Origin of the sequence: Lederbergia citri, from assembly GCF_018343625.1 — a bacterium.
In the GTDB taxonomy this organism is placed as follows: domain Bacteria; phylum Bacillota; class Bacilli; order Bacillales; family Bacillaceae_C; genus Lederbergia; species Lederbergia citri.
Genome location: NZ_JAGYPG010000003.1, coordinates 155,325 through 172,515 on the forward strand (window position 1 = coordinate 155,325; position 17,191 = coordinate 172,515).

The 17,191-nt window shown below is 36.2% G+C and carries 18 protein-coding genes, 1 pseudogene and 2 riboswitches; of the genes and pseudogenes, 17 read left to right on the top strand and 2 right to left on the bottom strand.

From position 1 onward, the window contains the following. The first annotated feature begins 229 nt into the window (after positions 1–229). The 3 genes from erm (at position 230) to KHA97_RS16925 (ending at position 2,953) form a co-directional block, all read left to right on the top strand. On the top strand, positions 230–1,087 hold the full coding sequence (gene erm, locus KHA97_RS16915) for a 23S ribosomal RNA methyltransferase Erm (protein WP_213125956.1): 858 nt from the start codon (positions 230–232) through the stop codon (positions 1,085–1,087). A gap of 148 nt (positions 1,088–1,235) precedes the next feature. Further along, complete coding sequence (locus KHA97_RS16920) at positions 1,236–2,537, top strand: WD40/YVTN/BNR-like repeat-containing protein (RefSeq protein ID WP_213125957.1); 1,302 nt, start codon at positions 1,236–1,238, stop codon at positions 2,535–2,537. 14 nt (positions 2,538–2,551) lie between these two features. Continuing rightward, positions 2,552–2,953 (top strand): DUF6157 family protein, encoded by a 402-nt coding sequence (locus KHA97_RS16925; RefSeq protein WP_213125958.1) that lies wholly within the window; start codon positions 2,552–2,554, stop codon positions 2,951–2,953. A gap of 159 nt (positions 2,954–3,112) precedes the next feature. Here KHA97_RS16925 and KHA97_RS16930 read toward each other — a convergent pair whose 3' ends face one another. After that, the gene (locus KHA97_RS16930; protein ID WP_213126446.1) at positions 3,113–3,481 is read right to left on the bottom strand and encodes a YybH family protein; all 369 of its coding nucleotides are present in this window, start codon (positions 3,479–3,481) and stop codon (positions 3,113–3,115) included. A 334-nt stretch (positions 3,482–3,815) separates the two neighbouring features. On the opposite strand from KHA97_RS16930, the gene KHA97_RS16935 reads away from it, so the two are divergent. From KHA97_RS16935 to KHA97_RS16995, 14 genes and pseudogenes are all read left to right on the top strand, one after another. Next, a complete protein-coding gene (locus KHA97_RS16935; RefSeq protein ID WP_213125959.1) occupies positions 3,816–4,808 on the top strand; it encodes a phosphotransferase in 993 nt (330 codons plus the stop codon). Between the two features lie 83 nt (positions 4,809–4,891). Beyond that, positions 4,892–5,632: a class I SAM-dependent methyltransferase gene (locus tag KHA97_RS16940; protein ID WP_213125960.1), complete on the top strand. Its 741-nt coding sequence runs from the start codon at positions 4,892–4,894 to the stop codon at positions 5,630–5,632. Positions 5,633–5,780: 148 nt separating this feature from the next. After that, positions 5,781–6,188: pseudogene (locus KHA97_RS16945) on the top strand (AAA family ATPase); the annotation flags it as partial. Between the two features lie 428 nt (positions 6,189–6,616). After that, the gene (gene mutM, locus KHA97_RS16950; protein ID WP_213125961.1) at positions 6,617–7,426 is read left to right on the top strand and encodes a bifunctional DNA-formamidopyrimidine glycosylase/DNA-(apurinic or apyrimidinic site) lyase; all 810 of its coding nucleotides are present in this window, start codon (positions 6,617–6,619) and stop codon (positions 7,424–7,426) included. A 12-nt stretch (positions 7,427–7,438) separates the two neighbouring features. Continuing rightward, entirely contained in the window at positions 7,439–8,281 is an 843-nt protein-coding gene (locus KHA97_RS16955) for a deoxyribonuclease IV (protein WP_213125962.1), read from the top strand. A gap of 400 nt (positions 8,282–8,681) precedes the next feature. Further along, the gene (locus KHA97_RS16960; protein ID WP_213125963.1) at positions 8,682–9,659 is read left to right on the top strand and encodes a Gfo/Idh/MocA family protein; all 978 of its coding nucleotides are present in this window, start codon (positions 8,682–8,684) and stop codon (positions 9,657–9,659) included. A gap of 94 nt (positions 9,660–9,753) precedes the next feature. Further along, a complete protein-coding gene (locus KHA97_RS16965; protein WP_407658045.1) occupies positions 9,754–10,323 on the top strand; it encodes a nucleoside/nucleotide kinase family protein in 570 nt (189 codons plus the stop codon). A gap of 13 nt (positions 10,324–10,336) precedes the next feature. Further along, entirely contained in the window at positions 10,337–10,660 is a 324-nt protein-coding gene (locus KHA97_RS24125) for a carbon-nitrogen hydrolase family protein (protein ID WP_233713608.1), read from the top strand. Next, the gene (locus tag KHA97_RS24130; RefSeq protein ID WP_233713609.1) at positions 10,633–10,977 is read left to right on the top strand and encodes a hypothetical protein; all 345 of its coding nucleotides are present in this window, start codon (positions 10,633–10,635) and stop codon (positions 10,975–10,977) included. Before KHA97_RS24125 ends, KHA97_RS24130 begins: the two co-directional genes overlap by 28 nt. 90 nt (positions 10,978–11,067) lie before the next feature. After that, positions 11,068–11,197, top strand: a riboswitch (FMN riboswitch). Positions 11,198–11,341: 144 nt separating this feature from the next. Next, a riboswitch (FMN riboswitch) is annotated at positions 11,342–11,472 on the top strand. A 142-nt stretch (positions 11,473–11,614) separates the two neighbouring features. Continuing rightward, positions 11,615–12,697, top strand: coding sequence for a bifunctional diaminohydroxyphosphoribosylaminopyrimidine deaminase/5-amino-6-(5-phosphoribosylamino)uracil reductase RibD (gene ribD, locus KHA97_RS16975; RefSeq protein WP_213125964.1), 1,083 nt, complete (start codon positions 11,615–11,617; stop codon positions 12,695–12,697). A 9-nt stretch (positions 12,698–12,706) separates the two neighbouring features. Continuing rightward, entirely contained in the window at positions 12,707–13,345 is a 639-nt protein-coding gene (gene ribE, locus KHA97_RS16980; protein ID WP_213125965.1) for a riboflavin synthase, read from the top strand. Positions 13,346–13,364: 19 nt separating this feature from the next. Then, entirely contained in the window at positions 13,365–14,555 is a 1,191-nt protein-coding gene (locus tag KHA97_RS16985; protein WP_213125966.1) for a bifunctional 3,4-dihydroxy-2-butanone-4-phosphate synthase/GTP cyclohydrolase II, read from the top strand. 12 nt (positions 14,556–14,567) lie between these two features. Next, entirely contained in the window at positions 14,568–15,032 is a 465-nt protein-coding gene (gene ribH / locus KHA97_RS16990) for a 6,7-dimethyl-8-ribityllumazine synthase (protein ID WP_213125967.1), read from the top strand. Between the two features lie 126 nt (positions 15,033–15,158). Continuing rightward, positions 15,159–16,139 carry a ketoacyl-ACP synthase III gene (locus KHA97_RS16995; RefSeq protein WP_325167507.1) on the top strand — a complete coding sequence of 327 codons (981 nt, stop codon included), beginning with the start codon at positions 15,159–15,161 and terminating at the stop codon, positions 16,137–16,139. Between the two features lie 46 nt (positions 16,140–16,185). On the opposite strand, the gene KHA97_RS17000 is transcribed toward KHA97_RS16995, so the two are convergent. Beyond that, a complete protein-coding gene (locus KHA97_RS17000) occupies positions 16,186–17,094 on the bottom strand; it encodes an EamA family transporter (RefSeq protein ID WP_213126449.1) in 909 nt (302 codons plus the stop codon). Positions 17,095–17,191: the final 97 nt, after the last annotated feature.

The following is a 17,191-nucleotide window of genomic DNA, read 5'->3' on the forward strand; positions in this document are numbered from 1 at the left end:
TTTTTAATAATCTTCATTAAAAAATATATTAATATACGTAGCTGTGAAGAAAGGTGGATTGTTCTGCCTTTCTTTTTATTGTGGAAATTTTTACCTATCCATTAATTGGAGTGGATTATTTGGGATATGGTTCTAGGCTTCAACTTTTTTTATAAAAGGCGAGGCTTCTTTCCTTTACTCTAAATCGCAGGCAGAAGACTGCGATTTTTTATATTGGAGGGAAAATCATATGGCGAAAAGAACACATAAGTACAGTAACAAAAAATTAAGTCGAGGAGAGCCTCCCAATTTTTCTGGGCAGCACTTAATGCACAATAAAAAGCTACTTCATGAAATCGTGGATCGAGCGAACTTAAGCAAAAAAGATACAGTTCTAGAATTAGGAGCGGGAAACGGTGCTTTGACGACAGTCCTAAACGAACGAGCAGGAAAGGTATTGGCGGTGGAATATGATTCCAAGTTCGTCGAAATTCTAAAGAGGAAAGCAGGACAATATCAAAATACGAAAATCATTCAACAAGACATCATGAAAATCCATTTGCCTAGAGAAAAATTTATTGTCGTATCAAATATTCCTTATTCTATCACGACACCTATAATGAAGATGCTTTTAAATAATCCATCGAATGGTTTGCAAAGAGGGGTCATTGTGATGGAAAAAGGGGCAGCTAGACGATTTACGTCAAAGTTCGTGAAGAATCCTTATGTTTTAGTGTGGAGAATGTGGTTTGATCTTCTCTATGTTAAAGAAATTTCTAGAGAATATTTTTCTCCTCCACCAAGGGTCGATTCTGCCATACTTGTAATTAAGAGAAAGGTAAAGCCGATTGTTTCTTACAAATATTACGCAACCTTCCATGGACTTGCAGAATATGCCCTAAAAAAGCCAAATACACCAATCGATAACGCGTTAAAAGGTATATTTACCTCACCTCAAATGAAGAAATTAAAAAGAAGCTTGTCCATTAAGAATGAAACACCCATTGGTTGTCTTACTGAATCTCAATGGGGAATTATTTTTGATACAATGACCAAGTATGTGCAACAACATCTTTGGCCAAGACTAAAAAAGAAAAAACAACAATAATACTTGTGATAAGAGCATGTTCTAACCATGCTCTTATCTTCTTATAGGTTTTATAATTGGGTGTTTAAAATTATGAAAAAAGAAATTGCGTAAGAAAAAGATATCGGATAATGTTAGAGATGATATAAGTCAAAGAGGTTGAAATTATATGAAACTCAAGCAGAATCGATTAGGGATTATCATTATCCTTTTCTTAATAGTAGTTGTTAGTTTTATGCTTTTTTATCCCAAAAGTGATAAAGATCCTATCGGTAATAAACCCATAAATGAATTCAACGAGAAGGAAGTTAATCAGAAATTACCGCTAACTTTAACAGTAAATGAAGATGACATAAAGCCCGAAACTATTGCTTATCGTTTGTGGTTTGAATTAATGCAATCATTTAAAGATGACGGGTTGATTAAGAATGCATATTTTAAAAGATTTCATTTGTTAGAGGGAGACGAAGGTGAGTTCGTCGTGGCGGTTGTCTATCAAGTTGAGTTAGGAGAAGGTACGAAAGCTAGTTTTGGTGAAATAATGGAAGATGGATTAGTCGACAACATCGTCTGGAAATTGAGGATACGGAAGGATGAGGAGTTAACATACACGTTAGAAAGCTTTGAGAATTCAAATGACAGTATGATTGGTCTCCCACCTGTACAAGATGAGGAAAGTTATCAAAAGGAAGCTGGAATAGTATCAAATGACGACTTTCGGTACGAAATCTCGAATGAGATTTTAAAAATAACATACGATAACGGAAAAAATTGGGCAGTAGTACCAGTTTCGACAGATGAATTATTTGGTGGAGATTATAGCGGCTCAAAAAATGATCTAATAGAGGGTAGTTATATCATTAATCCCACCAAAACCGCGTTTGTTCTATTTTCAAATCAAAAACTATATTTGTTAATGACAACAGATCAAGGAAAAACTTGGGATAAAGTATTAATAAAAGATCAATTGCCGCATGTCCGCCAAAGATTTATAGGGTTTACATCAGAGAAGGATGGGTATCTCATTTTTACTTGTGACCGGACAATGTCCAGTGAGTCAAACTTCGTTTTGAAAACATATGATGGGGGCAAAACATGGAAATCTTCTGGATCAGTGGAGGAGATAACTTCATTAGTGACAAGTGGCAGCTTTATTAATGACAAGCTCGGCTTTATCTCTTTTGGTTCCTATAACACAATGGATAACCCACCTAGACCTTGGCTTTTCCGCACAGATGATGGAGGAAGTAATTGGAATGAAGTGGCTATTCCAATCCCAGATGAGTATAAAGGAATATTTATAGTAGCAGAAGCTCCTGTTTTTAAAGATGGTCAGGGAATCTTATTAGTAAATCAAGGACCTAATGGAGATTATATTGGTGGTAAAGTTTTAGCGAAGTTTATATCTGAAGATGAAGGAAAGACGTGGGTTTTCTCTAGTTTGGTCGATCCGGATAATGTGTTAGATTGAGGAGGGAATTATTTATGAGTTACAAAAACACGCTCATTACGATTTCAGAAGATTCAAAGGTTACATCTGCAAAGGTACCTGTCGCTAAAAACGATAAACCTACGATTGCTTCATTAGAGTATGATTTAATTATGAATAATCCCTACACATATACACAAGACGACGTACAGTTTAAAACGTACTTGATTAAGAATCAAATTGAGGCAGTAAATGTAGATGAGCTACGTGAGCAATTTTTCTCAAAACCAAAGGCGTGCTTCAGAGCTTCTCCTTTAGTAAAAAATTATGGTTGGGGAATCCATTATGATAATGAAGGGAAAGTGGCCATATATGATGCTGAAAGTGAAATCTATCAACAATTGCTTGATCGCGATGATTTAACGAAGGTAAAAGGAATGCGTTCGAAGAGAAAATAAACGATGAAAGATCCCCTAGTTAATGATGATTAGGGGATCTTTATTTTATAGACAAATTCAGCATTCTTATCCTGGTAAATCCACCGCCACTATTTTTCCTATCCAAAATTATAATCAAATAAGGAGGACGAGTGATTGTCATAATTGCTCGCCTTATTTTTATTCAACTGGACTGCTTAAATGTTCATGAATCAGTTCCCATTTATGACCTACAAAAGTAAACACATTCGTCGCTCTTCCACTGCCCGATACAAATTTTCCTTCGTAGTACCCCTCGTAATGGTATGTATAAATACAGGCAGCAGATGTGTCACTCTCTGAAATCCACTGCACATCCTTTGCGGAGTATACTTCATTTTTAATCGTGTCCCACGCATTGTTAAAGTAACATTCTATTTCTTCCAATGATGTACACGACCTATCCGTAAACCAATAAACAGCATTTGGATGCAATAAATCTTTTACATTATTAAAATCGTGTGAATTTGTTGCATCAATATATGCTTGCAAAGCCTCTTTATAATTAATTTTCAACACCTCCAGTAAGTACCTGACGATATCATATCAAAAGCAGGGGATATCAAGAAATATACAATGGTTCTTGTTATTTAAAAATTCATAGCATAAAATACATCGTAATATATACTGAGCGATGAAGAAGAGTAATCTATATAAACGCTGTAGAGAACCGACCATTTTTAAAAGAAATAAAGAATAGGGTAGGATTGTATTAAAATTATTATGATTCTTCGTTATGAAGGATCATTTTTTTCTATTTGGAGCAAAAAAAGTTACAGCAGGTTTTTTTATTGAAATGCAGAATATGTGAAGATACAACCCGCTGAGTTTGGAGTGATATAGTATGGCTGTGATTGAATCAGAAGAAACAATGATACTAAACGATATCCTTACAACATGTAAAAAATTATTTGGTTTTCAAGTATTTGAAGTTGTATCAATAAAAAGGGGATGGCTTAATTTAAAGTGGAAAATAAAGACGTCAGAAGGTGTTTTTTTAGTAAAACAATATAATAAAGATAGATTTAAGCATTATAATCTCGAAGAATTATTACTAGCATTCTCACAGCAAGAAAGACTACATAAGCAAGGCTTTCCATGTCCAGGGCTGCTTTCTTATCAAGGTAATGTCATGTTAGAAACAGATCACGGTGAACTTTTTATCGTCATGGAGTTTTGTCATGGTCAAGTGATTCTTCCAGGAAAGCTGAATACCAATCAAATGTATGATTTAGGTCGATTCACGGGCCTGATGCATCGAGTATTAAACGACGGCACGCTTCCAAAAAAGAAAGTAACTAAATTCATCCCTCCGAGTCGAGATGAGCGAATGGAATATTGGAATTTAGTTTTGAAAATGGTTGACCATCCTTCTCTGGAACATTTAATACCTATAATAGAAAGGCAATATCAACTAACAAAAGAACTTTCTATCTATGAATTTGATTCAATTGAAGAAGGCTGGGCTCATAGAGATTTATGGGTAGATAATCTACTATTTGAAAAAAATCATTTAAGTGCAGTACTAGATTTTGACAGATTAAATTATGATCACCCCCTTCTAGATATTGCAAGAGCAATAGTATCTTGTGCCATTGACGAGAATTCCCTAAAGGTTGAGTTAGTTTCAAAGTTTACAGATGGTTATCGAGAACATAATGCAGTAGATTCCCATTCACTTATAAGCTCATTAAAGTTTTTGTGGTATTTGGAAAGTACTTGGTGGCTTAAAAGCGATATGGAACAACTTACTGGCCCGCCTATCCGTTTTAAACAGGAAATGCTTTGGCTTTCTAAAAATTATAATGAGTTGGATTCATTGCTAGGAGGACTTTAAGGTTCAGTAGTTTATGACGCATAACATCAATTAATGCTAAAGGTGAATTATTATTAAAAAAATCAAGATTGGAGAAGTAAATTATGAACGCTCTATCTACTAATAAACAAAGCTGGGATGAAGCAGCAGAACGCTTTTTTGGCAGGAATCCACTTCCTGAATATGGACCAATGGCACCAAGTGAAGATGACCTACATTTATTTGGAGATGTTACGAATTTAAAAGTTTTAGATATTGGTTGTGGCAGTGGACATTCGTTGCAATATATGAGGGAAAGAAAAGCAGCGGAATTATGTGGATTGGATTTATCAAGTAAACAAATAGAACAAGCGACTACATTACTTGAAGATAGTGCGCAACCCGTTAGATTGTTTGAGTCGCCAATGGAGGTTAATCCTGGCGTTCCACTTGATTATTTCGATATTGTATATTCCATTTATGCAATAGGTTGGACAACGAATCTTCCAAAAACATTGGAGAATATTAATAGCTATTTAAAACAAGGTGGAATTTTCGTGTTCAGTTGGGAACATCCTTTATATAACAGAGTAGGAAATAAAGAAGGAGTACTAACATTGGATCACTCCTATCATGATGAAGGTACCTATGATCATGTAGCATGGAGCAGCACTGCAATTATGCAACAATTTAAGGTTAGTACATATATAAATGCATTAGTTGATCACGGATTTCAAATTGAGAAAGTGATTGAGGATGCTTGCTGGTCAGAGAAAGATGTTCAAAGGCATGCAAATAGATGGTACACATATGAAAAGGCAAAGGCTATTCCTACTACGCTGATTATTAAATGTCGGAAATTATAACTTTGATATTATAAGGTAATTTTTATAAAGCGCGTTCGCTTTCGTTTTTAAGTAATTTAGCTGGCCTTCATATAAAAGAGCAACATAAGATTAAAATTAGTATAGAACAAGGTGATAATGTGGGAACAATCATAATGTTTGTGGGAAAGTTTGTAGTGGAAAAAGCACTTATACGAAAAAAATAAAAGAAAAGTACAATGCGGTAGTATTATCGTGCGATGATTTGATGCTAACTTTGTATGATGAACAACTAGGAAGTAATCACAATGCTATTTTAAAAAAATGTAAAGAATATTTATATGGATTAGCCAAGCAAATTGTAGAAACAGGGACAAATGTTATTCTCGACTTTGGTTTTTGGTATAAATCTGAGCGAGATGAAATTAGAAAGTATTTTAACGAAAAACAAATTAAAACCGAGATGCATTTTATCCGTATTGACGACGAAACCTGGAAGCGAAATATCGAAAAAAGAAATCAAGATGTAAAAGGGAATAATGTTAAAAGTTATTATATTGATGGAAATATGTTATCTCGATTTGAAAAAGGAGTTTGAAACCCCGGATAATAGTGAAGTCGATTATATTGTGGATCATAGCATGTAATAATTATGTCAAATGACAAAATTAAGGCATTAAAATAGATAAAAAAGGCGATTGATGAATCCCTCAGTCATGATCTAAATTATTTTACAGGAAGCTGGAGATTATTAGCTTGCTGTATTTGTTGTGAAATAGCGGCGCTCTAGCTGCCTAATTGTTAAACAAACGTTTGGTTAAAGGTGTTAATAGTGAAAATTTAGTCTTAATCAAACGTTTGTTAAAAAGATCAACCTCTTATATGGACTCCCCATTAATTTAATAATTCCCAAGAATCCTATCTACATCACAACTTTTTGAATTATTCAAGCCATTTTAAATCGTAATGTTTTTATCCAATTGAGGAATAATGTGATTATAGTTCCTGAATATTGGAGGAAAGTCCATGCCTGAACTGCCGGAAATGGAAACGTATAAATTATTGCTCCAACAAAAGATTGTTGGCCAATCGATTACGGATGTCGTTATTAATCGCGAAAAGTCGATAAATATGCCTACCGATGATTTTTCACGGAGTGTCGTGAATCAGAAAATTGAAGCAATTGATAGAAGGGCAAAATATTTGATTTTTAAGCTACAAAATGGCTCCTGTTTGTTATTGCATCTTATGCTAGGTGGTTGGATGTTTTACGGTAAAGATGAAGATAAACCGGATAGGACTGTGCAAGTTCAGTTAACTTTTGGGGATCACCACCTTTATTTCATCGGGCTGCGATTGGGCTATTTACATCTTTTGTCTCTGGAAATGCTTGATAAAGAGCTTCAGAATATGGGACCAGAACCGCTTGATCCGAACTTTTCATTAGACACTTTTAAATCAGCTATGAAGGGTAGAAGAAGCGGATTAAAAACAACGTTAATCAATCAAGAATGCATTGCGGGGATCGGTAATCGTTACTCAGATGAAATTCTATGGCATGCACAACTTTTACCCGAAAGTAAAATTCATCAACTAGATCATGATCAAATCGTCCGTTTGTATGATTCAATCAGATTTATACTGCAGCTAGCGATACAAAATGGCGGCTATATGAGCGAATCTTTATTTCAGGGGGATAAAAAAACAGGTGGTTATATCAATGTAATGTATGTTCATGGTCGTGAAGGAAAACCATGTAAACGATGTGATTCCTCCATTGTAAAAGTTGAGATTTCCTCTAGAAAAACCTATCTCTGTAAAAACTGTCAGCATTAAAGGAGAATCTATATGATATTTGGGTGTCACCTTTCCATTAAAGATGGTTATGCAGGAGCCGCAAAAAAGGCTCATTCAATGAATGCTGGCGCTTTTCAATATTTCCCTAAAAACCCTCGTAGTTTATCAGTAAAAGACTTTGACCGACATGATGCAGTTTTATGTAAGGCATTTTGTAAGGAAAATGCGATTTTGTCTGTCAGTCACTCTCCTTATCCTACTAGTTTGACGCCTAATAATAAACAAAAGCGAGAGCAAGTAATCCACTCCTTATTAAATGACCTAGAAATATCCGAAGCATGTGGTTCGATAGGGGTAGTTGTTCATTTTGGCAAAGAGACTAATCAACTGACTCTCCTAGAAAGCTATCAATTAATAATTGAAATGCTAAATGAAATTCTCAGTGAATGGGAAGGGAATGCCAAAATATTATTAGAAAATAATCCGGGATTACCTGGAGCTTTCGGAACAACTTTAGAGGAACTTGTGCAGATTCGTAAATTATGCAATTATCCCGAAAAAATAGGATTTTGTTTTGATACATGTCACTCTTTTTCTTGTGGTTTATGGGATGGTGAAAACATGGATGAATTATTGGAAAAAGGAACAGAGTTAGGATATTTGGATGAATTAAAGGTTGTTCACTTTAATAATTCAAAATATGACACTCGCCTAGGAAGAGATAGGCATGCTCCTATTTTTGGACCAGGCTACATAAAAGAAACGCAATTTGATCAATTAGTACAGACACCTCATTTCGCTAACATTCCATTTATTTTGGAGACCCCCAAAGAAGAAATGCCACATGAAAAGGAAATACAGCTTTTACAGAAAAAGTGGGGAGATCATTTTTAGCAACCGACTCCTCATTAATTTATTTAGCTAATCAAACGATTGATTAAAATGAGATGGACTAATCGACGTTTCAAACAAACGATTGATTAAAAGTAATAGGCCGAGAAGATGGCTTAAACAACTCGATTTAATAAAATGATGAGTATTTTATACAAATGATTGATTGAAATGGATCGATGGATAATTATTTTAAACAAACGATTGATTAAATTAAAGAAGAACAGACAGAAATTTAAACAAACGTTTGATTAGATCTTTAAAAGCTCTGCCAGCATAATCTTAAGTGACATAGCGGCCGCTCTGACAATTGTTCGAAAAGTCCTCAAGGTAAAATAACGCATTTAGAGAAAAATTGAGTTATAATTTAGAAAATACATATTATCGGAAAGGGGTAACAGTCATGTCAGGTCGTAAAATCAAATGGGGAATTATGGGCCCTGGTAATATATCTCGTAAGTTTGCTTCTGATTTAATCCAATCAGAAAATGCAGAGCTTGTTGCAGTTGCTTCCAGAACAGAAGGAAAAGCGGCCGCCTTTGCAAGCGAATTCAATGCAGCGCGCTCCTATAATAGTTACGATGACTTTGTACAAGATCCAGATGTAGAGATTGTATACATAGGAACTCTTCATCCGCAGCATAAGGAATGTGTACTGCAATGCTTAAATGCTGGGAAGGCTGTATTATGCGAAAAACCATTTACGATGAATGCAGAAGAAGCCGAAGAGTTAATTAAAGTAGCGAGAGAAAATAATACATTTTTAATGGAAGCAATGTGGACACGCTATTTACCTGCAGTTGTTAAGGCGATGGATTGGATTAAGGAAGGTAAAATTGGTGAAGTAAATATGTTGACTGCCAATTTTGGCTTTAATGTTGGCTGGGCACCTGATAGCCGCTTACTTGATAAGAAATTAGGCGGTGGGGCTATGCTTGATGCGGGCATTTACCCTATTTCATTTGCTTCATTGATTTTTGGAACACAACCTACTAACATCAAAAGCAGTGCACAAATTGGAGAAACTGGCGTGGACGAGTGGTTTTCCGCATTGTTTGAATACGGAAATGGAAAAACGGCCATGTTGAACTCCGGCGTTCGATTAAGTTTATCGAATGATGCCTTTATTTATGGTTCAGAAGGCTATATTCACTTGCCGAACTTCTTGTTTGGAGAAGCGGCTTACTTGCATCGTCCAGGTTCAGATGTGGAAGCATTCAAAGATGACCGCGAACTTCACGGCTATATTTATGAGGCAGAAGAAGCAATGAAATGCTTGCGTGAAGGTAAAATTGAAAGTTCCGTCATGCCATTAGATGAAACACACGACATTATGAAAACAATGGATACACTTCGCAAACAGTGGGGCTTGGAGTACTAAGCTTTACGATACTATTGAATAAAATATACTTTCATCAGAAGCGAGATTCTCATAACATAGAGTCTCGCTTTTTTGTAAGGGAAGGGGCGTAAAGGTGAGTAGAAAACCTATGATAATATCTATTGCTGCTATTTCAGGTGGCGGTAAGACGACCATTACGAACGAGTTACAGAAAAGATTGGATAACTCCAAAGCTCTCTATTTCGATGATTATGAATTTGAGGAAAGTCCGGCTGATATTTGCAAATGGGTGGAAGATGGAGCTGATTATAATGAATGGAATCTAGAACCATTAGTCACCGACATCCAATTGGTTTTGGATGATAATACTATGGAATATATTTTTCTAGACTATCCATTTGCATACTTAAACAGTGGTTTGGCTGAATTTATCGATTTTGCCATATACATCGATACTCCATTGGATATTGCCATGGCAAGGAGAATAATTCGAGACTTTTCAGGTGGTTCAAGCGAGGATATACAACGTGATTTATCCTATTATTTACTCCGTGGAAGGCTGGCCTATTTAGAGATGGAAAAGTCCGTAAAGCCTAATTCGGATATCATACTTGATGGATCATTATCAACGGAAATAATTGTAGAGCAAATAATAAAAGAGTTGCGGGAGAAAGAGAAGAATCCTAATAGCATAAAAGTTTAGTAAGGGAGCCAAAATGAATATATTAATCATTCAACCGAAACTAGAAAAAAAGATTAAACAGCTCAAAGCAGAATTGGAAAAGAATCCTTCCGTAGATATAGTTATATTCCCTGAAGGATATGTAAATGAAAATGTTCAGGAAACATGTGAATTGGCGAGAAAATATAATACCATTTTGATTGGCGGCTATCGAAGATTAAAGGAAAATCCGAAAGATAGAGCTATCATCATAAATCGACAGGGGCAAATTATTCTAGATCGCGTTAAATATAGCTCCACAGCTTTCATTATAGAAGAAGGGTTAAAAAAATGGGGCATATTCTATGCGACGAACTAATTGTCCAAGGTATAAAGGTTGAAAAGGAAAGCATAGATAGGGAAATTGACTTGATTATTCATCCGATTGGCGTTGGAATGTTTAGTAAAGGCCAATTTGAAGAGTGGATAACAGAAGCGAAAAAAATTGCAATTGAACACAATACGATGATTATTGGTACAAGCCACGCGGATGGTTCGTATCGGAATTCAAACATATCGATTCCTATTGCCTATTGTTTTAACCAAGACGGATCAACTGTTTTCATAGCCGAAGATGATGTTCGAACGCGAATGTTGAATGTAAATACTAAAGAAGTAAATTTATCTATTTCATAAACGAACACTGACTTTTAGTTTTGGATTTTTTTGTTAAATATAATAAAGATGAATTTTAATCTACATAGTGTTACAATGAATTTCAAATGAATAGTCCTTCGGGGTCGGGTGAAATTCCCAATCGACGGTGATGAAGAAATTCTAAGCCCGTGAGCCGTAAAAGGCAGGATTTGGTGAGAATCCAAAGCCGACAGTATAGTCTGGATGGGAGAAGGATGTGTAAGCATAGCTATTTCCTTGGAAGAAAAGTGCGCTTCTAAAGGCTTATTTGTCGATGCTTAAAATACAAAAACTCCTTATCACCCCGTAGAGCTAATCTATGGGGTTTTCTATTTTTGAAAGCCCACCAAAACTTAATAGTTGCATAATCCTTCGGGGTCGGGTGAAATTCCCAATCGACGGTGATGAAGAAAATTCTAAGCCCGTGAGCCGTAAAAGGCAGGATTTGGTGAGAATCCAAAGCCGACAGTATAGTCTGGATGGGAGAAGGATGTATGAGCATAGCGTTTCTTTGGAAGAAAAAATGTACTTCTAAAGGCTTATTTGAACATGCTCATAATACAAAAAACTCCTAACACCTCGTAGAGATCAATCTACGGGGTTTTCTTTTTCAATAAATTAGATTGGAGGTGAAAGAGTGAACGACGAGTTTTATATGGATTTCGCCTTAAAACTTGCACAAGTATCCGAAGGACAAACCTCTCCCAATCCTACTGTAGGTGCTGTCATTGTAAAGGACGGGGAAATTATCGGATTTGGTTCTCATCTAAAGCCGGGATTGCCACATGCGGAAGTCAATGCTTTGAAAATGGCCGGAGACAGGGCTGAAGGCAGTACGGTTTATGTAACACTCGAACCTTGTTGTCACTACGGGAAAACTCCTCCTTGTACAACGGCGCTAATAGAATCTCATGTGCAGCGTGTCGTAATTGCTTCAATGGACCCTAATCCACTAGTCGCAGGTAAAGGCATTGCACTTTTGAGAGGTGCTGGGATTGAAGTAGAAACAGGCGTTTTGAAAGAAAAAGCAGATGAGCTGAATAAAGCTTTCTTTCATTTTATTCAACATAAAAAACCTTTTGTAACATTGAAACAGGCGATTACATTAGATGGGAAAATTGCGGCAGAGGCTGGACTCAATCAAAAAATTACAGGTAAAGAAGTACAAGAAGATGTTCACTTTGATCGTGAAAGACAAGACGCCATTTTAGTCGGAATTGGAACTATTTTATCAGATAATCCATTGTTGACGAACCGGTATGGCAAAACAAAAAAACAACCGATACGAATCATTTTAGATACCCATTTAAAAATAACACCTGATAAGAAGGTAATTACGGACACCAACTCAAAAACATGGATTTTTACTGGTTCAAAGGTTGAAAAAGATAAAATTGATAGCTTTACACAGCCACATATAGAAATTATTCAACTTTCGAAACCAATAATCGAGATTGACGAATTGCTTACGGTCCTTGGAAAACGCCATCTGAGCAAACTTTATGTAGAAGGCGGCAGTAGTATTAATGCAAGCTTTTTGAAATCCGGAAACGTAAATCAACTGATTACGTATGTGGCGCCGAAAATAATCGGAGGAGATTCGGCAATTTCCATGTTCGGTGATTTGAACGTAAAAGAAATGAACGAAGCTTACAAATTAACATTTCAAAAAGTGGAAGTGATTGGGGAGGACTTGAAGATAACATCTACATTGAAATGAGGTTATTACATGTTCACAGGGATTGTAGAAGAGATAGGTATAGTGACAGCAATAAAAAATGGACTGAAAAGCATGCAGTTGACGTTAGAATCTAGAAAAATCTTAGAAGATATTCATCTTGGGGATAGCATTGCAGTAAACGGAATATGCTTGACCGTTGTTGAATATTCGACTACGACTTTTACGGTAGATGTTATGCCAGAAACGGTAAAATCGACAAATATCCAGTCTTTACAGATAGGGCACCGGGTGAATTTAGAACGGGCTATGCCATCAACCGGTCGATTTGGCGGCCACTTCGTCTCGGGGCACGTTGACGGAACAGGTGTGATTTTACAAAAAAGAAAAGTTGAAAATGCGGTCTATATCGATATTGGGATTAGTGAAGAAATGAGCCAATATTGTATGTTAAAGGGTTCAGTTGCTATTGATGGCATCAGTCTAACAATTTTTGATGTTCAACCTACAAAGTTGACTGTTTCCCTAATTCCCCACACCTTTAATGAAACCATTTTAGGAGATAAAAAAGAGCGTGAATTAGTCAATATAGAAACTGATTTGCTGTCTAAATATGTAGTGAATCATTTAAATCGAATTCAAAAAGGATCTTCAATTACAATGGATTTTTTAAAACTTAATGGATTTTAAGAAAGACGGTGTATAGATCATGTTTAACACTATAGAAGAAGCAATAGACGATTTGAAAAAAGGTAAAATCATCATTGTTGTAGATGATGAAAACCGAGAAAATGAGGGAGATTTTTTGGTGCTGGCGGATTACGCTACACCTGAAAATATTAATTTTATGGCTAAGTATGGGCGTGGATTAATCTGTACGCCTATTACAGAACAATTGGCAAAGCGACTTAAATTAAATCCAATGGTTGATGTAAATACGGACAACCATCAAACAGCCTTTACGATAAGTATTGATCATAAGAACACGAAAACTGGAATTAGTGCATTTGAGCGTTCTGAAACAATAGCTCAACTTTTAAATTCAGAATCAATAGGGAAAGACTTTCGTCGACCAGGTCATGTTTTTCCACTTGTTGCAAAAGAAAATGGTGTGCTTGAGAGGCAAGGCCATACAGAAGCTGCGGTAGATTTTTCAAAACTTTGCGGTGCTAGCCCTGTAGGTGTCATTTGTGAAATTATGAGTGATAACGGAGAAATGGCAAGAGTGCCAGAACTAATTAAAATGGCTAAAGAATTTAACATGAAGTTAGTGACCATTAAGGATTTAGTAACTTATCGTTACAAGCATGATCAGTTGGTTAATCGTGAAGCATCTGTTAAACTGCCAACTTCATTCGGAGAATTTCAGATGATAGGCTATTCCAATGAGATAGATGGTAAAGAACATGTTGCCATTGTAAAAGGAAGTGCTGCAAAAAGCGAAGCTCCTCTTGTACGTATTCATTCTGAGTGTTTGACAGGCGATATTTTCCATTCAAAACGTTGCGATTGTGGACCACAATTAGTTCAAGCATTGGCGATGATTGAAGAAGCTGGTCGAGGAGTTATTCTTTACATGAGTCAGGAAGGCAGAGGTATAGGACTAATTAACAAATTAAAAACGTATGAGCTGCAGGAGCAAGGCTATGATACCGTTGAGGCGAATGTAAAACTAGGATTTCCTCCAGAAATGCGTGAGTATGGACTATGTGCCCAAATGCTTCGTGATCTTGGGATCTCACGAGTGCGATTAATGACGAATAATCCTGAGAAGATTGAAAGTCTTACAAGATATGGTATTGAGGTTGTAGAACGGGTTCCGATAGAAATTCCTGCAGTTGAAGAAAATGAACAATATTTAATGACTAAGAAAGAAAAAATGAATCATATTTTAGCATAGGAGAGATGAAAAATGGGGCAAGTTTTTGAAGCACAATTAATTGGAACTGATTTGAAAATTGGGATAGTAGTAGGAAGGTTTAATGAGTTTCTTACAGGAAAATTATTGGGCGGTGCTTTGGACGGCCTGAAACGTCATGGAGTTTCTGAAGAAGATATTGATGTGGCTTGGGTGCCAGGGGCCTTTGAAATTCCATTGATAGCGAAAAAAATGGCGGGAACAAATAAATATGATGCCATTATCGGTTTGGGAACTGTAATACGTGGATCAACGACTCATTATGATTACGTATGTAATGAAGCAGCTAAAGGTATTGCTTCTGTAAGTTTAACAACCGGTGTGCCCGTGATTTTTGGAGTTGTCACAACAGAAAATATTGAACAGGCAATAGAACGCTCTGGAACAAAGTCAGGCAACAAAGGTTACGATGCCGCGGTATCAGCAATTGAAATGGCTAACTTGAACCGTCTATTTTAATCTTTATGGGAATTATTAATTCAATCAAGGCTGTATCCAAATGAATATAGTCTTTTTTGTTCAAAATTATTACTAGGTACTAACACTTGGTGGTATAATAAAAACAAAAAGGAATGATATCATATGATTCCATCTAAAGCTCGGATAACCGCCATTGGCACCTATGTTCCTGAAAAAAAATTGTTGAACGAAGATTTGGAAAAGATGGTGGATACGAATGATGAATGGATTGTTCAAAGAACGGGGATGAAGGAAAGAAGGATTGCAGGTGAAGCGGAATTTGCTTCTCATCTAGCTTATAAAGCAATAGAAAATTTGATTGAGAAATATAGTAAAGATGTAAAAGACGTTGATTGCATCATAGTTGCCACCACCACATCAGACTATGCGTTTCCTAGTGTTGCGTGTCAAATTCAGAACCACTTTAACATCCATTGTACAGGTGCATTTGACTTGAATGCGACATGTGCGGGTTTCACTTATGCTTTACATCTAGCGAATAATTTGATTACTGCAGGCGCTCATAAAAAAATATTGGTTGTGTCCACGGAAACTTTATCAAAAGTGACGGACTATAAGGATCGAACAACTTGCATTTTATTTGGTGACGGGGCTGGAGCTATGTTAGTTGAGTATGATTATGAAAACCCAAGTTTTTTGGCTGCTCATATGGGGACAAACGGCGAGGGAGGGATTCATGTTTATCGAACATCTTTTTCGACCTCGTTGGACGGAAAGCCTTTAAATGATTCGGGAAATATTGTTCAGAATGGCAGGGAAGTATATAAGTGGGCATCACGGACAGTCCCTGAAGGCATTCAAGCTTTATTGCGTAATGCCGAATTAAGTATAGACAATATTAATTGGTTCATCCCTCATAGTGCAAATTTAAGAATGATCGAATCGATATGTGAAAAATCAAATGTTTCTATCGAAAAAACATTAACGAGTGTAAAATATTTTGGAAATACTTCATCTGCTTCGATTCCTTTAGCTCTGTACCTTGGCATCGAAGAAGGGAAAGTCAAAAATGGGGATACATTATTGCTTTATGGTTTTGGAGGAGGACTTACACACTTAGGTCTCTTAGTAAAATGGAACATTTAACAATAAACAAAGAGGAAAGGAAGATTGATTTCCTTTCCTCTTTGTATTATTCTGCTAATTTATTTATAGTCACAGTATTTGAACTTGTCTTTGAACGTTCTACATTCCCAAATACAATCCCACCTAAAATTAAAACAACTCCTAACCATTGGGACAAGCCGACATGTTCGGCTAAAATGATTGAAGCCATCGTAACAGCTACTGGAAGCTCTGATGCAGATAAAATGGTTCCAAGACTTGGTCCGACATGCGGCATCCCGATTGAAAATAATAGCGGCGGCAAAGCTACTCCGAATAAGCCAAGCAATAATCCATATGGTGCAACGCCCATCACCACAGGTATATTAGCTAAAAATACAGGCGGGAATATGACACTCACTGTCAAAAAGGCACCAGTTGCAATAAGCGTGCTTCTTTGGACAGGTGGTAAGTTTTTTTCGACTGAACCACTTAGAAAAATTGAACTCGTAAAGGTTATTGCTGATAGCAAGCCCCAAACAGAACCTTGCCATGAAATATTAACTCCTTTTTCAACGACAATTCCTGCTGCTAATATAGAACCGATAACTAAGATAGCTATTGAAATCAATTTATTGATATCAGGTTTTTTCCTGAACAAAACCCATTCTAGAAATGTACCAATCCATACGAATTGAAATAAGAAGATGATTGCTAAAGATGCGTTCAATGATTGCAATGCTTGGTAGTAAAATACTCCTGTTAAACCGAAAGGAAGTCCTGATAACAAAAGCTTCCCTAATTGATTAAATTTCATTTTTTGTTTTTTTGTAAATAGGAAAATCATCCAAATAAGCAAAACACCAAAGAAGTATTGGCCACCGATTACTTCTGTCACTGAAAAGCCAGCGCCATAAGCTAACTTCACAAAGGTTGAAAGCACTCCATAAGAACATCCACCTAAAAACACTATTAAGGCATATTGCCAAGTTTTCATCATGTTCCATCCCTTTCTTAACATAGAAAAGCCACCCAACTGTTTTTAGACAGCTGTGTGGCGAAAATAGAGAATCTCTAGAAAAGTCCACAGATCA

Excerpts from the sequence above, each read along its gene's own strand:
- erm (WP_213125956.1), top strand. The coding sequence starts at position 230 with ATGGCGAAAAGAACACATAAGTACAGTAACAAAAAATTAAGTCGAGGA.
- KHA97_RS16920 (WP_213125957.1), top strand. The coding sequence starts at position 1,236 with ATGAAACTCAAGCAGAATCGATTAGGGATTATCATTATCCTTTTCTTA.
- KHA97_RS16925 (WP_213125958.1), top strand. The coding sequence starts at position 2,552 with ATGAGTTACAAAAACACGCTCATTACGATTTCAGAAGATTCAAAGGTT.
- KHA97_RS16935 (WP_213125959.1), top strand. The coding sequence starts at position 3,816 with ATGGCTGTGATTGAATCAGAAGAAACAATGATACTAAACGATATCCTT.
- KHA97_RS16940 (WP_213125960.1), top strand. The coding sequence starts at position 4,892 with ATGAACGCTCTATCTACTAATAAACAAAGCTGGGATGAAGCAGCAGAA.
- mutM (WP_213125961.1), top strand. The coding sequence starts at position 6,617 with ATGCCTGAACTGCCGGAAATGGAAACGTATAAATTATTGCTCCAACAA.
- KHA97_RS16955 (WP_213125962.1), top strand. The coding sequence starts at position 7,439 with ATGATATTTGGGTGTCACCTTTCCATTAAAGATGGTTATGCAGGAGCC.
- KHA97_RS16960 (WP_213125963.1), top strand. The coding sequence starts at position 8,682 with ATGTCAGGTCGTAAAATCAAATGGGGAATTATGGGCCCTGGTAATATA.
- KHA97_RS24125 (WP_233713608.1), top strand. The coding sequence starts at position 10,337 with ATGAATATATTAATCATTCAACCGAAACTAGAAAAAAAGATTAAACAG.
- KHA97_RS24130 (WP_233713609.1), top strand. The coding sequence starts at position 10,633 with ATGGGGCATATTCTATGCGACGAACTAATTGTCCAAGGTATAAAGGTT.
- ribE (WP_213125965.1), top strand. The coding sequence starts at position 12,707 with ATGTTCACAGGGATTGTAGAAGAGATAGGTATAGTGACAGCAATAAAA.
- KHA97_RS16985 (WP_213125966.1), top strand. The coding sequence starts at position 13,365 with ATGTTTAACACTATAGAAGAAGCAATAGACGATTTGAAAAAAGGTAAA.
- ribH (WP_213125967.1), top strand. The coding sequence starts at position 14,568 with ATGGGGCAAGTTTTTGAAGCACAATTAATTGGAACTGATTTGAAAATT.
- KHA97_RS17000 (WP_213126449.1), bottom strand. The coding sequence starts at position 17,094 with ATGAAAACTTGGCAATATGCCTTAATAGTGTTTTTAGGTGGATGTTCT.